General features: G+C 68.7%; 14 protein-coding genes. 6 read left to right on the top strand and 8 right to left on the bottom strand.

Translation table 11 applies throughout. From position 1 onward, the window contains the following. Positions 1-18 precede the first annotated feature (18 nt). The gene (locus tag ABZU72_RS14350) at positions 19-1,152 is read left to right on the top strand and encodes a histidine kinase (RefSeq protein ID WP_355019516.1); all 1,134 of its coding nucleotides are present in this window, start codon (positions 19-21) and stop codon (positions 1,150-1,152) included. Between the two features lie 2 nt (positions 1,153-1,154). Then, entirely contained in the window at positions 1,155-1,802 is a 648-nt protein-coding gene (locus ABZU72_RS14345) for a response regulator transcription factor (protein ID WP_355019515.1), read from the top strand. A gap of 17 nt (positions 1,803-1,819) precedes the next feature. On the opposite strand, the gene ABZU72_RS14340 is transcribed toward ABZU72_RS14345, so the two are convergent. After that, a complete protein-coding gene (locus ABZU72_RS14340) occupies positions 1,820-2,602 on the bottom strand; it encodes an SDR family oxidoreductase (RefSeq protein WP_355019514.1) in 783 nt (260 codons plus the stop codon). 144 nt (positions 2,603-2,746) lie between these two features. Between ABZU72_RS14340 and ABZU72_RS14335 the strand changes: the two genes are divergently transcribed. Together ABZU72_RS14335 and ABZU72_RS14330 are read left to right on the top strand one after the other, a co-directional pair. Further along, on the top strand, positions 2,747-3,640 hold the full coding sequence (locus ABZU72_RS14335; protein ID WP_355019513.1) for an AraC family transcriptional regulator: 894 nt from the start codon (positions 2,747-2,749) through the stop codon (positions 3,638-3,640). Positions 3,641-3,681: 41 nt separating this feature from the next. Then, positions 3,682-4,500: an arylamine N-acetyltransferase gene (locus ABZU72_RS14330; protein WP_355019512.1), complete on the top strand. Its 819-nt coding sequence runs from the start codon at positions 3,682-3,684 to the stop codon at positions 4,498-4,500. Here the strand turns inward: ABZU72_RS14330 and ABZU72_RS14325 are convergent. Next, on the bottom strand, positions 4,497-4,928 hold the full coding sequence (locus ABZU72_RS14325) for a hypothetical protein (protein ID WP_355019511.1): 432 nt from the start codon (positions 4,926-4,928) through the stop codon (positions 4,497-4,499). The genes ABZU72_RS14330 and ABZU72_RS14325 overlap by 4 nt on opposite strands. Continuing rightward, positions 4,915-5,286 (bottom strand): hypothetical protein, encoded by a 372-nt coding sequence (locus ABZU72_RS14320; RefSeq protein ID WP_355019510.1) that lies wholly within the window; start codon positions 5,284-5,286, stop codon positions 4,915-4,917. Before ABZU72_RS14320 ends, ABZU72_RS14325 begins: the two co-directional genes overlap by 14 nt. Positions 5,287-5,569: 283 nt before the next feature. Between ABZU72_RS14320 and acnA the strand changes: the two genes are divergently transcribed. Continuing rightward, a complete protein-coding gene (gene acnA, locus ABZU72_RS14315; protein ID WP_355019551.1) occupies positions 5,570-8,260 on the top strand; it encodes an aconitate hydratase AcnA in 2,691 nt (896 codons plus the stop codon). 73 nt (positions 8,261-8,333) lie between these two features. Here the strand turns inward: acnA and ABZU72_RS14310 are convergent, their stop codons facing one another. The 3 genes from ABZU72_RS14310 to ABZU72_RS14300 form a co-directional block, all read right to left on the bottom strand. Further along, entirely contained in the window at positions 8,334-9,140 is an 807-nt protein-coding gene (locus tag ABZU72_RS14310; RefSeq protein WP_355019509.1) for an endonuclease/exonuclease/phosphatase family protein, read from the bottom strand. Between the two features lie 115 nt (positions 9,141-9,255). After that, a complete protein-coding gene (locus ABZU72_RS14305) occupies positions 9,256-9,942 on the bottom strand; it encodes a hypothetical protein (RefSeq protein WP_355019508.1) in 687 nt (228 codons plus the stop codon). Beyond that, the gene (locus ABZU72_RS14300; protein WP_355019507.1) at positions 9,939-10,166 is read right to left on the bottom strand and encodes a hypothetical protein; all 228 of its coding nucleotides are present in this window, start codon (positions 10,164-10,166) and stop codon (positions 9,939-9,941) included. The genes ABZU72_RS14305 and ABZU72_RS14300 overlap by 4 nt, the downstream gene beginning before the upstream one ends. Positions 10,167-10,252: 86 nt before the next feature. Between ABZU72_RS14300 and ABZU72_RS14295 the strand changes: the two genes are divergently transcribed. Then, on the top strand, positions 10,253-10,558 hold the full coding sequence (locus ABZU72_RS14295; RefSeq protein ID WP_355019506.1) for a thiamine-binding protein: 306 nt from the start codon (positions 10,253-10,255) through the stop codon (positions 10,556-10,558). On the opposite strand, the gene ABZU72_RS14290 is transcribed toward ABZU72_RS14295, so the two are convergent. Together ABZU72_RS14290 and ABZU72_RS14285 are read right to left on the bottom strand one after the other, a co-directional pair. Then, positions 10,555-11,046, bottom strand: a complete 492-nt coding sequence (locus ABZU72_RS14290; RefSeq protein WP_350720292.1) for a (2Fe-2S)-binding protein — start codon at positions 11,044-11,046, stop codon at positions 10,555-10,557. The genes ABZU72_RS14295 and ABZU72_RS14290 overlap by 4 nt on opposite strands. An 8-nt stretch (positions 11,047-11,054) precedes the next feature. Further along, on the bottom strand, positions 11,055-13,376 hold the full coding sequence (locus ABZU72_RS14285) for a molybdopterin cofactor-binding domain-containing protein (protein ID WP_355019505.1): 2,322 nt from the start codon (positions 13,374-13,376) through the stop codon (positions 11,055-11,057). Between the last annotated feature and the right edge of the window lie 151 nt (positions 13,377-13,527).

Genomic DNA, 13,527 nt, shown 5'->3' with positions numbered 1-13,527 from the left:
AGGGTTGGTCCCCGTACGGTGCGCGACTGGGTCGTCGACACCGTCGGGTTCCTCGTCGCGGTCACGTTCGGCGTACTCATCCTGATCCAAGGGGTGCACGACACCGTTCATCCGCTGACCGGCTCGCAGCTGATCATCGATGCCGTGGGCGGGGCCATCTGCTGCCTCGCGTTGTGGTGGCGGCGCCGGTGGCCGCTCGGTGTCGCGCTTCTCTGTGTCGTGCTCGGTGTGTTCTCGGCGGCTGCGACGATCGCGGGCCTGCTTGCGCTCTCCTCCCTGGCGGTGCACCGCAGCGTCCGGCAGGTGCTCTTGGTCGCGATCTTGTGGGTCCCGCAGGCCATCGGCTACGCGATCTACAGTGGACGGACCGACGCACCGACGGTGTTGCTCCTGGCCCTCGCGATGGTGCTCGCGGCCACTGCTTGGGGGATGTTCGTCCGTGCCCGACGTCAGCTCCTGCACACACTGCGCGAGCGTGCGCTGCGTGCGGAGGCCGACCAGTTCGTGCGCACCGAGAACGCACGTATGGCCGAACGGACCCGGATCGCCCGCGAGATGCACGACGTGCTCGCGCACCGGATCTCGCTGATCGCCCTGCACGCAGGCGGCCTGGAAGTCCGGCCCGATCTGCCGGCGGAGAAGGTGCGGGAGACTGCCGTGCTGCTGCGCTCGACGGCCCGCCAGGCTCTCGAGGAACTACGTGGCGTCGTCGGGGTTCTGCGCGCGGAGCCCGGGCACGAGGTCGCCACAGCCGCACCGCAGCCCACTCTGACGGACATCCCTCGCCTGGTCGAGGAGACTCGGCAGACCGGTGCGAAGATCGACTTCGAGATGCGGGTCGACCGAGTCGACACGGCGCCCAGCGCGCTGGGTCGAGATGCCTATCGCATCGTCCAGGAAGCCCTGACCAACATCGGCAAGCACGCCCGCGGCACGGCGGCGCGGGTGCGTGTCCGTGGTGCGGCAGGCAGCGGGCTGCACGTCAGCGTCAGCAACCCGCTGCCCGTTCATGCCCATGCCCGGTCGGCACTTCCGGGTTCCGGTGCCGGTCTCCTCGGTCTCCAGGAGCGGGTGACCCTCGCCGGTGGCACGCTCGTGCACGGGCCGGACGGATCAGGCGACTTCGTGGTTGACGCCGAGCTGCGGTGGTGAGGATGCGAGTTCTGCTGGTCGACGACGACGCCTTGGTACGCGCCGGTCTACGAACGATCCTGTCCTCGGCCGCGGACCTGGAGGTGGTCGGCGAGGCGTCCGACGGCGTCCGCGCGGTTGCTGCGGTCCGCCAGCACAGGCCCGACGTCGTACTGATGGACATCCAGATGCCGGAGATGGACGGCATCACCGCCACCGCTGCGCTGCGCCAGCTGCACCCACCGCCTCACGTGATCGTGCTGACCACCTTCCAGGCGGACGAGCAGGTGATGAGCGCACTGCGAGCCGGCGCGGGTGGTTTCCTGCTCAAGGACACCCCGCCGGCCGAGATCGTGGGCGCGATACGCCTGGTCGCCTCGGGCGAGGCGATGCTGTCGCCGTCAGTAACCCGCACGCTGCTGTCGCACGTCGGTGACGCCCAGGCCTCGGACCGGCGCAGGTCTGCCGCGGATCGACTGGCCGCGCTGTCCGATCGCGAGCGTGAGGTGGCGCTCGCGGTCGGGTCTGGCGCGTCCAACGCAGAGGTTGCGGCTTCGTTGTTCATGAGCGAGGCGACCGTGAAGGCGCACGTGTCTCGCCTCTTCGGCAAGCTCGGCGTCGTCAACCGGGTGCAGGTCGCGATCGTCGTGCACGACGCGGGCCAGGCCTAGGCTCGCGGCCGGGCCGGTCAGAAGTTGTAGCCGCCGGAGACCTCGATCTCCTGGGCGGTCACCCACCGTCCCTCCTCGGAGGCCAGCGCTGCGATCATCAGCCCGACGTCCTCGGGCTCGCCGATCCGGCCGAGCGCCGTCTGTTCGGCGATCGCGGGGATCATCTCGGGATGCTTGGCGAACGCGTCACCGCCGAGCCGGGTGCGGGTGACGCCGGGGGAGACAGCGTTGACCCGGATCCCGCGCGGGCTGAGCTCCTTGGCCAGGTAGCGGGTCAGCGTCGCCATGCCACCCTTCGAGATCGCGTACGCCGAGTAGCCCGGCGTGAGCCCGGCCCCGGTCGCGTTGCTGGTGACGTTGACGACCGCCCCGCCGTCCGCGAGCAGTGGCAGAAGCGACTGGGTGAGGAAGTAGGGACCACGCAGGTTGACCTCCATGAAGGCGTCGAACTGCTCCTCGGTGGTGTCGGAGAACATCAACGGAACCCCGCCGACGCCGGCATTGTTGACGAGCGCGGTGAGGCGATCGGTCTGCCAGCGCTCGGCCAGCACCGCGCTGACCTGGTCGCGGAATTCGGGGAAGGACTCAGGGCGGACGATGTCCAGAGGGAGTGCGACGGCGACACCGCCGAGCTCGGTGATCTCGTCGATGACCTGGCGTGCTCCATCGGGGTTGCGGTTGTACGTGATGACGACTCCGGTGCCACGAAGGGCGAGCTGGACTGCGGCGCCACGTCCGATCCCGGAGCTGGCTCCGGTGACCACGGCGACGGGGACGGTGGGCGTTGATGATGCAGACATGTGGTCGGTCTCTCTGGTCGGTTGGAGGAGATGTCACCCAGCCAACCGTCCGGAGCGCTTCAGAAGTAGACAGATCCTCCTCTGCTCTTGCCTGATCCTGCTTGGTCAGGCACGAACCGGCATGCCACCTGGTTCACTGTCCACATGTCGATGGAGCAGTTGCGGAGCCTGATCGCCCGGCACGCCCAGCGGGGGACGAGCACCGCCGCGAGCGGCGTTCTGGTGTCGATGGTGACCGGTCCCGGTGATCCGGCGGCGGTGTCTCTCTCCGGCACGGTGTTCGCCCTGATCGCCCAGGGGCGCAAGACTCTCTCTGTCGGCGACCTGATCCATGAGTACGGACCCGGTCAGTTCCTGGTGACCTCCCTGGACCTTCCGGTGAGAGGTCACTACACAGAGGCGAGCGTGCAGCGCCCCGCGCTCGGCTTCGGCCTACGGCTGCGGCCGTCGGTGATCGCCGAGCTGCTGCTCGATCCTGCGGCCGAGCCCGTCTGGCGCCGCTCCTCTGACGCCGCGCCGGCACTCGCGGTGAGTAGGGCGGACGAGGATCTGATCGACGCCGCGGTCCGCATGCTGCGGCTGTTGGACCGCCCGCGGGACATCCGGGTGCTGGCGCCGCTGATCGAGCGGGAGATCCTGTGGCGGCTGATGACGGGCGAGCAGGGCGCCACGGTGCGTCAGCTCGGTCTGGCAGACAGCCGCCTCCACGACGTCGGCCGGGCGGTTCGCTGGATCCGCGACAACCCCGCCGACCCGGTCTCGGTCGCGGAGCTCGCACGGATGGCGGGGATGAGCGAGTCGGCCTTCCACCGCACCTTCCGCACGGTCACGGGCATGAGCCCGATCCGGTTCCAGAAGCAGCTGCGCCTGCACGAGGCGCGGGTGATCCTCGCGGGGCGGGCGGGCGACGTCACCGGGGTCGCGCACGCGGTCGGCTACCAGAGCGCCTCGCAGTTCAGTCGGGAGTACCGGCGCCAGTACGGCGTGCCGCCGAGCGCTCATGTCGGCGACGCGGGTGCGGCGCGCACGGACACATAGTCCGTTGCGGGTATGGCGAGATGCCGGTAGAGATTCATCCTGTGAGCGATGACCTGTGGGGGACCGACCGGCTCGACCTGACGGCGTATCTCGACCGGATCGGGGTGGCCGAGCCACCCGGCCCTTCCCGGGACGCGCTGGAGGAGATCTATGACGCCCACCTCCGCACCTTCACCTTCGACAACATCGACGTGCTGCTCGACCAGCATCCCGGCGTAGACCTTCCCGACGTGCAGCAGAAGTTCGTGGGCCGGGGGAGAGGCGGCTACTGCTTCGAGCACGGCACGCTGTTCGCAGCGGTGCTGGACCGGCTGGGCTTCGCCGTCGAGCGGCGGCTGGCGCGGGTGGGCGCCGACCCGACCGCGGCAGGTCGTACGCATCTGGTGGCCATCGCGGAGCTCGACGGGGAGCGGCTGCTGGCCGATCCCGGGTTCGGGCTGAGCGTGTGGCGTCCGATCCCACTGGTCGACGGGGCGGTCGACGAGGTCCGGGGCATCACCCATCGGGTGCGGTGGGGCGAGCACGGCTGGGCGCTGGAGCGGGCCAAGGACGACGGCTGGGACCTCATGCACACTCACGACGAGGCGTTGGTGGTGCCCAGCGACGTCGCGATCGGCCACCACTACACCAGCACCCACCCGACGGTGCACTTCCGTCACCGGCTGATCGTGACCAAGCTCCTCGAGGACCGACACCTCAGCCTCACCCACAACACCGTCACCATCCGCCGTGAGGGCGAGGAGACCGAGCACCGCGAGATCGGGCTCGACGAGGTGATGGCCTACGTCGAGGAGCTCGCGGTGCCGCTCACCGACGACGAGCGGACACGCCTCAGTGAGCGGCTGAAGACGCTGGACTAGCGACTGGCGTCGTCGGTGATGATCCGCATCGCCATCGTCGGGTCGTCGGAGAGGTCGGTGATCAGCTGTCGGCGGTCCAGGACGGCCTCGTCCAGGTGCGGGCCGAGAGTGCCGAGCAGGTCACCGGTCGTGGTGGCCGGCATCGCGTTGAGCACGCGCGGCGTACGGCGCCCGGAGTAGGGCACCACCCGAGCCAGTGCGCCGGCCACCGACCGGGTCGCCTCCGCGAACGGTGCCGTGATCGGGTCGGTGATGGGACTGAGCCAGTCGGCGGCTCGCTCGGCCTCGGCGAGGGAGGTGCGCGCCTTCAGGTCCGCGAGGCGTACGTCCTCCAGGGCCTGCTCCAGACGACGCTGCTCCAGGAAGGCGAGAGCGACCGCGACACCGGCGCCGAGCACACCGAGCAGCGCGAGGCTAGCGACCAGCATGGACCTTGACCTCCGCCACCACGCCCTCGTCGGCGAGCCGCTCCCGCAGCGACTCCGCCGCCTGGTCGTAGACCATCTTGGAGAGCAGCGCCGGCCGTACCTTGTGCAGCATCGTGGCAGCCTTGGTCTGGGCCGAGGCCAGCTCGAGCGGGTTGAGGATGCGGATGCTCAGCAGCCGGTCCTCGGGCGGGAGCTCGGCATAGGCGGTGCGCGGGGCCGAGATGTCGGCCTGCTCCAGCCGCCACAGCAGACCGATGGTCTCAGCGCGCAGCGCCTTGTTGGCGCGCCGCAGGCGCCAGGCGACAGCGGCGGCGGCCACGGCGATCACCAGCGCCACGAGGGCGATCAGGGTGCTCAAGGCTCTCCTCGCATCACTAGTGCCCGACGAGTAGCGGCCCGGCGGGTCCGGTCGGACCAATCATGGAGCATCCGAGGATCGCTGTCAGCGGCGGTGGTCACAACACGGCGCGCCGGGGTGATTCGAAATGTCGTTCGACATCATGTATCTTGATATCAAGAGATCGGCGGGTTGTTCCGTCGTAAAAGGTTAGGTGAGCCTTTGTTTTCCCGGCGTAGGTAGCCGGGGCAGGATGGGCCTCAAAGACTTGAATTCGTACGTCACTGTGGACGCGAGCAAGGAGATGAACGCGTTGGCCAGCAAGGACAGCTTCGGTGCCAAGAGCACCCTGGACGTGGACGGTAAGTCCTACGAGATCTTCCGCCTGGATGCGGTCAAGGGTGAGGGCCTCGACGTTCAGTCGCTGCCCTTCTCGCTGAAGGTGCTGCTGGAGAACCTCCTGCGCACCGAGGACGGCGCGAACATCACCGCCGACGACATCAAGGCCCTGGCGGGCTGGGACGAGACCGCCGAGCCCGACAAGGAGATCCAGTACACGCCGGCGCGCGTGATCATGCAGGACTTCACCGGCGTGCCCTGCATCGTCGACCTGGCCACCCTGCGCGAGGCCGCGGCCGAGCTCGGTGGCGACCCGACCAAGATCAACCCGCTCTCGCCCGCCGAGATGGTCATCGACCACTCCGTGATCGCCGAGGTCTTCGGCACCCCGGAGGCGTTCGAGCGCAACGTCGAGATCGAGTACGAGCGCAACCGCGAGCGCTACCAGTTCCTGCGCTGGGGCCAGACCGCGTTCGAGGACTTCAAGGTCGTACCGCCGGGCACCGGCATCGTCCACCAGGTCAACATCGAGCACCTGGCCCGCACCGTCTTCACCCGCGAGGTCGACGGCGAGCTGCAGGCTTACCCCGACACCTGCGTCGGCACCGACTCGCACACCACCATGGTCAACGGCCTGGGCGTCCTCGGCTTCGGCGTCGGCGGCATCGAGGCCGAGGCCGCGCTGCTCGGCCAGCCGGTCTCCATGCTGATCCCGCGCGTGGTCGGCTTCAAGCTCAACGGCGACCTGCCCGAGGGCTCGACCGCCACCGACCTGGTGCTCACCATCACCGAGATGCTGCGCAAGCACGGTGTGGTCGGCAAGTTCGTCGAGTTCTACGGCGACGGCGTCACGGCGCTGCCGCTGGCCAACCGCGCCACCATCGGCAACATGAGCCCCGAGTTCGGCTCCACCATCGCGATCTTCCCGGTCGACGAGGAGACCATCAACTACCTCAAGCTCACCGGCCGCTCCGAGGAGCAGCTGGCGCTGGTGGAGAAGTACGCCAAGGAGCAGGGCCTCTGGCACGACCCGGCCGCCGAGCCGCGCTTCTCGGAGAAGCTCGAGCTCGACCTCTCCACGGTCGTGCCCTCGATCGCCGGCCCGAAGCGCCCGCAGGACCGCGTCTCGCTCACCGACGCCAAGACCTCCTTCGAGGGTCACCTGCCGACGTACACCTCCAAGGCGACCGACGCGAAGATCCCGGTCACCCTGGCCGACGGTCAGCAGTTCGACCTGGAGAACGGCGCGGTCACGATCGCCTCGATCACCTCCTGCACCAACACGTCCAACCCGTCGGTCATGATCGGCGCGGCGCTGCTGGCCAAGAAGGCCGTCGAGAAGGGCCTGACCCGCAAGCCGTGGGTCAAGACCACCCTCGCGCCGGGCTCGAAGGTCGTCACCGACTACTACGACAAGTCGGGCCTCACGCCCTACCTGGAGAAGGTCGGCTTCAACCTGGTCGGCTACGGCTGCGTGACCTGCATCGGCAACTCGGGCCCGATCATCCCCGAGGTCTCCGCCGCGGTGAACGAGCACGACCTCGCCGTCGTCTCGGTCCTCTCCGGCAACCGCAACTTCGAGGGTCGCATCAACCCCGACGTGAAGATGAACTACCTCGCGTCGCCGCCGCTGGTCATCGCCTATGCCCTGGCCGGCAACATGAACGTCAACCTGTTCGAGGATCCCCTCGGCCAGGACCAGGACGGCAACGACGTCTTCCTCAAGGACATCTGGCCGACCCCGGCCGAGGTCGAGGAGACCATCGCCACCGCGATCTCCTCCGACATGTTCACCAAGGACTACGCCGACGTGTTCGCGGGTGACGAGCGCTGGCAGAACCTGCCGACCCCGACCGGTGACACCTTCACCTGGGACGAGGAGTCGACCTACGTCCGCAAGGCGCCCTACTTCGACGGCATGGCCAAGGCCCCGGCCCCGGTCACCGACATCGAGGGTGCTCGGGTGCTGCTGAAGCTGGGCGACTCGGTCACCACCGACCACATCAGCCCCGCGGGCAACATCAAGAAGGACTCGCCCGCCGGCAAGTACCTCATCGAGCACGGCGTCGAGCAGCGGGACTTCAACTCCTACGGCTCGCGCCGAGGCAACCACGAGATCATGATCCGCGGCACCTTCGCCAACATCCGGATCAAGAACCAGGTCGCCCCGGGCACCGAGGGTGGCTACACCCGCGACTTCACCCAGCCCGACGCTCCGGTCAGCTTCATCTACGACGCCGCGCAGAACTACGCCGCGGCCGGCACCCCGCTGGTCGTCCTCGGTGGCAAGGAGTACGGCTCCGGCTCGTCTCGCGACTGGGCCGCCAAGGGCACCTCGCTGCTCGGAGTCAAGGCCGTCATCACCGAGTCGTTCGAGCGGATCCACCGCTCCAACCTCATCGGCATGGGCGTCATCCCGCTGCAGTTCCCCAAGGGCGAGAACGCCGACAGCCTCGGCCTGACCGGTGAGGAGACCTTCTCGATCTCCGGCATCACCGCGCTCAACGAGGGTGTCACCCCGAAGACGGTCAAGGTCACCACCGACACGGGCGTCGAGTTCGACGCGGTCGTCCGCATCGACACCCCCGGTGAGGCCAACTACTACCGCAACGGCGGCATCCTGCAGTACGTCCTGCGCAGCCTGGTCAACGCCTGAGTCTGAGCCGACAAACGGCCCGTCACCCCGACTGGGGGTGGCGGGCCGTTTCGCGTCGGGCGCTCCGGAGAGCTCAGGGCTTGGGGATGACGGCGCGGGCAATCATCACGTCGTGGTCGGTGTAGGTCGCGCCCTCGATCTCGAGGGTCGGCTGGCCGGTGTTCCCGTAGACGTGCTGGATTCCGGGCAGCTGGGCGGCATCGTCGTCCGTCAGCGTCCAGAAGCCCTCGGGCGCGCAGGAGGCCTGCCGGTTCATGTCACCACCGAAGACGGTCGGGTTGGTGCGCGACTCGAGGACCGCGCGGAGCTCGCCGCACTGGAGGTTGTTGGCGGAGGCCGGGTCCGCCTCGCCGTCGGTGGACAGGTGCGTGGTGCACACGTCCACGCCGCGAGCGGTGGTCACGCAGAGCCAGCGGCGCTGCTCGGAGCCGTTCCAGCGGGAGTACGCCGCGTCCTGGGCGCTCATGATGGCCTCCTTGGTCAGCACCGCGTTGCCGAAGACGCCGCGTCCGCCGGGGGTCTTGCACTGGTAGGGAGTCGTCGGATAGAGGACGGTCGCGAACCGCATGTGGTAGCCGGTGCGCTCGGCGATCTTCTCGACGTCGCCGCTGCAGGCCTCGTTGAAGGTCACCGCGTTGACGTCGTTCTCCTGGATCCGCTCGACGGCCTCGTCGAGGATCTTCGGGTACTCGGTGTCGGGGTAGCAGCGGGCACCGCCGCTGAGGCAGAGGTTCATCTGCATGAGGGAGTACGGCGCGCCGACCTGAGCCGGCCTCTCGGGCGTCGCGGCCCATGCGGGGGCGGCCATCGAGAACGCGGACAGCACGATGAGGGCCAGCGCGGTCAGGGCGCGGACGGCGAGTAGGCGTGGAGTGTTCACGGGCTGACGAAACCAGCCCTCCCACCTGCGCGGAAAGGCTACGCGGGAGTCGTTCAGCCAACGCTCACGTGTGTGAACCCCGGCATCCGCCGCGAGGTCACCGAAGGCCAGCGTGTCAGGTCAGTGAGGCGATCCTGGCGCGGCTGTCCTCGTGGAGCGCGGCGAGGAGGGCATCGGCGGCCTCGCCGTGCTCGGCCGTGGCGGCAGCGATCTCCGCAACGGTCTCATCGGAGAGCCCAGCGAGGATCGGGTCGACCACGGAGGGCTCGTCGATGAAGAGCGCGAGCTCGAGGATCTCGGCGCCCGAGGCGCCGTCGACGACCTCGAGCGACGTCTCGGGGCGTACGACGCCGGTGAACCTGGCCAGGGTGAGCAGGTGCCCCTCGGACAGCAGGCGGCGGCCGACCTCGACGACGAGCGCGCTGTCGAGCTTGGCGATGATGCCCTCGACCCGGCTCGGGTCGAGGTGGACGGAGAGCTCGGCGAGGAACTCCGGCTTCAGGTGGCCGGCCAGCTTCGCGGCGTCGGCCGGGTCCATGACCGCCGCGACGCGGGCGCTGAGCATGGGGCCCATCGCGAACTCGGTGATCTTGGCGGTGACGGCCGCAGGGAGCTTCTTGCTGACCGCGGCCAGCCCCTTCACCCGGGACTCGTGACGGCTGAACATCGCGTGCGAGACGATCCCGCGCAGGTCGCGGAGGTCATCGGGGGAGGTGGTGGCGAACTCGGCGAGCTCGGCCTCGTCCACGTGCATCTCGTGGGCGAGCTTGGTGATCTCCAGCGCGCTGGTCAGGGCGGTCATCGGCTACCTCCGAGCATCTTCTGGACGACCCCGCGCAGCATCTTCGGCACCAGCTTCAGTGCCTCGTCGAGGGAGGCGTCGAACGCCTTGTCCTCCGCGGCCATCGCTCCCTGGACCAGATCGTCGAACCGGCCCAGCTGCTGGTCGTCGTACGCCTCCAGCGGCGCGAGCCGCGTGGCCGGCACGCCCAGCGTGGCAGCGAGCCGGTCGAGTCCCTCACTCATCGGTTCCTTCCCGCCGGCGGTGCACCTTCGGCCCCCGGCGGCGCCACTATATGCAGGCCGCCGAAACGTTTGGATAGTGTTTCGACATGCTCGTCGCCTTCTCGATCGCCCCCACGACCACCGACGACCCCGACGGTTCGGTGGCCGCGTCTGTCGCGGAGGCGATCCGCATCGTCCGCGAGTCCGGACTGCCAAACGAGACCAACGCCATGTTCACCAACCTGGAAGGTGAGTGGGACGAGGTCATGGGTGTCATCAAGCAGTGCGTCGACGCGGTCGCCGCCGTCTCCCCGCGGGTCGGGCTGGTGCTCAAGGCCGACATCCGGCCCGGCTACACCGGCCAGCTCACCGCGAAGGTCGAGCGGATCGAGCAGGAGCTTGACCGAGGCTAGAGACCTCGGGCCATCGCGTCCTGCCCGGTCTTGATGGCCTCCCGGATCCGGGAGTACGTCCCGCAGCGGCACACGTTGCGGATCGTGTCGAGGTCGGCCTCGGTGATGGCGCGGCCCTCCTTGCGGACCTTGTTGACAAGGGCGACGGCGGTCATGATCTGGCCGGGCTGGCAGTAGCCGCACTGGGCGACGTCGTGCTCGAGCCAGGCCTCCTGCATCGGGTGCAGGCCGTCGCCGGGCGCGGTGTCGGCAAGCCCCTCGATGGTGGTGATCTCGTCGTCGGCGCCGATGTCGGCGACACGCACCGAGCACGGGTTGAACGCCTTGCCGTTGATGTGCGACGTACAGGCCTTGCAGACGTTGATGCCGCAGCCGTACTTCGGGCCGGTGACACCGAGGACATCGCGCAGCACCCACAGGATGCGGACGTCGTCCTCGACGTCGACGGTGACGGTCTCGCCGTTGAGCTGGAAGGTGTGAGAAGGCATCGAAGACCTCAGAACGTGTAGGCGAGGCCGTCGGTCGGCGACTCGGGGACGGACGGGATGAAGGACTTGGGCTCGAAGTGGAGCGGCTCGTGGAAGTTGATCGGGAACTCCGTCGGCACCTCGCCGGTCGCGCGGGCGTAGGCACACGCGACGGCTGCCATCGAAGCGGCCACCCCGGCCTCACCGACGCCGCCCGGCTGGCTGCCGTGCGACTCCATCACCTCGCACTCGAACTCGAACGGCACGTTCCACTGCCGGGTGTAGGCCGAGTTGTCCCAGCTGGCCTCCAGGAACTGCCCGTCGACCAGGTGGTTGCTGTAGGTCAGCGCCTGGCACATCCCGTCGGAGAAGCCACCCATCATCTGGGCCTTCACGCCGGCCGGGTTGATCACCAGGCCGACATCGGCGACCACGACGGCCTTGGTGATCCGAGGTCCGGTGACCGCGTCGCGCACCTCCCGGTTGACCGTCTCGGGGCGGCAGTCGATCTCGACGAGGACGGCGGTGGCGCCCTTGTACTCCTTGTGGATGGCGATGCCCTGCGCCGTGCCGGCGGGCATCGAGCGGCCCCAGTCGCCGAGCTCGGCGGCGCGGTCGAGCACCCGCTTGACGGTGTTGCTCTTGAGGTACCTGCGCCGGAACGCGACCGGGTCCAGCTTCAGCTTCTTGGCGAGCTGGTCGACCATCAGCTCGCTGGCCGTGGCGACGTCGGGGGAGTAGATGTTGCGGACCGAGCTGGTGTTGAACCGGTCGACCGCGGGCTTCGGCTCGTTGAGCAGCTGGGTGACGACCCCGAAGTTGTAGGGCAGCTCGGTGGCGAGCATGAAGATCGACTCCGAGAAGGTCAGATTCGACAGACCGGTCGGCAGCGCCGCCACCTCCGCGGTCAGCCGCTCGCCAAGACCATGGGTGAAGTCACAGGCCACGCTGGCGTGGCGCTGCTCGAAGGTGAGGATGCTGCCGGCCAGCACCGTCGCCCGGATCTGGGAGACCGCCATCGGGTGCACCCGACCCTGGCGCGGCTCGTCGGCGCGGTGCCACATCAGCTTGACCGGCGCGCCGAACGCCTTGGACGCGTGGGCGGCCTCGACGGCGGCGTCGCTGAACAGCTTGCGCCCGAAGGACCCGCCGCCCTGGACCACGTTGACCTCCACGCTGGTCTGCGGGAGGCCGAGCGCCTTGGCGATTCTGCCCTGGGCGTCGATCGGCGACTTCAGGCCTCCCCAGACGGTGGCCTTGCCGTCGCGTACGTCGGCGACCGCGCAGTTGGGCTCGAGGGCCGAGCCGCTGCGGAAGTGGAAGGTGAACTCGCCGTCGACCGAGGTCGCCCCGATCTTCGGCACCGCCAGCGGGATCTGCCCGGCCTTGAGCTCTTGCTTGATGTGCTTGGCCGACATCGTGGTCACGGTGCCGGAGTTCCAGGTCACGTCCAGCGCGCGCACGGCGTCGATGCACTGACCGAAGGTCTTGGCCCGGACCGCGACGCCGGTGGGGATGATCGCGACGTGGGTGACGCCCGGCATCGTCTCGACGTCGCCCTTGTTGTTGATCGACTCCGGCGTGCCGTTGAGCTCGGGTGCGCGGCAGACCATCGTGGGCAGCGCGTTGGGGACGTCGAGGTCCATCGCGAACTTCTTCTTGCCAGTCACGGCGGCGCGCGCGTCGACGCGGCGATGGGGCTTGCCGACGATCTGGTGATCCGAGGTCTCCTTCAGCTCGACCTCGACCTTCTCGGTCGTCGGCTGCGCCGCCTTGGCGGCGGCCTCGCCGTACGTCACCGAGGACCCGTCCGGGAGGCTGATCACGCCGTCCTTGGAGATCAGCTGAGTCACCGCGCCCCCGAGCAGGATCGCGGCCGCCTCGAGCAGCGCCTTGCGGGCGATGGCGGCGGCCACGCGGACCGGGGTGTACATCGAGATGATCGTGTTGGAGCCGCCGGTCAGCTGGTTGAAGAGCAGCTCAGGACGGGCCGGCGCCAGGGTGACGTGCACGTGGTCGACCGGGAGCTCGAGCTCCTCGGCGATCAGCATGGCCACGGCCGTGGTGATGCCCTGGCCGACCTCCATCCGCGGGAGTGCGAAGTGGGCGTGCCCCTTCTCGTCGACCTCGATCGCGATCAGGTTCGAGGTCGGCATCGCGCAGTGGGTCAAGAAGTCGTTGAGGTCATAGACCTCGGGGACCTGCGGCACCGAGGGCACCGGCACCGCGTGGGCGGCCGACGGAGCCAGCCCCAGGTCTGCGGCTGCGATCAGCGTGGTTCCGCCGATGACGTATCCGACGAACGATCGTCTGGAGACCCGAGCAGGGCCATCCGGGTTGTGCGTCCCCATGTGTAATCACTCCTGGCGTGGGCAGGGTCCGAGTTTTGTGACCCCCGACACATAGCACCATTCACCAGCCAGATCTCGGTTGGGAAGGGCGCGTCGGGAAATGTGTGAGGGCGCGACAACGCGGATGGAGACAGATCACAAACCGGGTTGA

The organism is Nocardioides sp. NPDC004968 (assembly GCF_040608935.1).
Classification (GTDB): Bacteria; Actinomycetota; Actinomycetes; order Propionibacteriales; family Nocardioidaceae; genus Nocardioides.
The sequence above is the reverse complement of the archived record's forward strand: the minus strand, read 5'-3'. Positions and strand labels throughout refer to the sequence as shown.

Bases quoted from the DNA above. Each gene is read 5' to 3' on its own strand.
- ABZU72_RS14345 (WP_355019515.1), top strand. From the start codon at position 1,155: ATGCGAGTTCTGCTGGTCGACGACGACGCCTTGGTACGCGCCGGTCTA.
- ABZU72_RS14340 (WP_355019514.1), bottom strand. From the start codon at position 2,602: ATGTCTGCATCATCAACGCCCACCGTCCCCGTCGCCGTGGTCACCGGA.
- ABZU72_RS14335 (WP_355019513.1), top strand. From the start codon at position 2,747: ATGTCGATGGAGCAGTTGCGGAGCCTGATCGCCCGGCACGCCCAGCGG.
- ABZU72_RS14325 (WP_355019511.1), bottom strand. From the start codon at position 4,928: ATGCTGGTCGCTAGCCTCGCGCTGCTCGGTGTGCTCGGCGCCGGTGTC.
- acnA (WP_355019551.1), top strand. From the start codon at position 5,570: ATGAACGCGTTGGCCAGCAAGGACAGCTTCGGTGCCAAGAGCACCCTG.
- ABZU72_RS14305 (WP_355019508.1), bottom strand. From the start codon at position 9,942: ATGACCGCCCTGACCAGCGCGCTGGAGATCACCAAGCTCGCCCACGAG.
- ABZU72_RS14300 (WP_355019507.1), bottom strand. From the start codon at position 10,166: ATGAGTGAGGGACTCGACCGGCTCGCTGCCACGCTGGGCGTGCCGGCC.
- ABZU72_RS14295 (WP_355019506.1), top strand. From the start codon at position 10,253: ATGCTCGTCGCCTTCTCGATCGCCCCCACGACCACCGACGACCCCGAC.
- ABZU72_RS14290 (WP_350720292.1), bottom strand. From the start codon at position 11,046: ATGCCTTCTCACACCTTCCAGCTCAACGGCGAGACCGTCACCGTCGAC.
- ABZU72_RS14285 (WP_355019505.1), bottom strand. From the start codon at position 13,376: ATGGGGACGCACAACCCGGATGGCCCTGCTCGGGTCTCCAGACGATCG.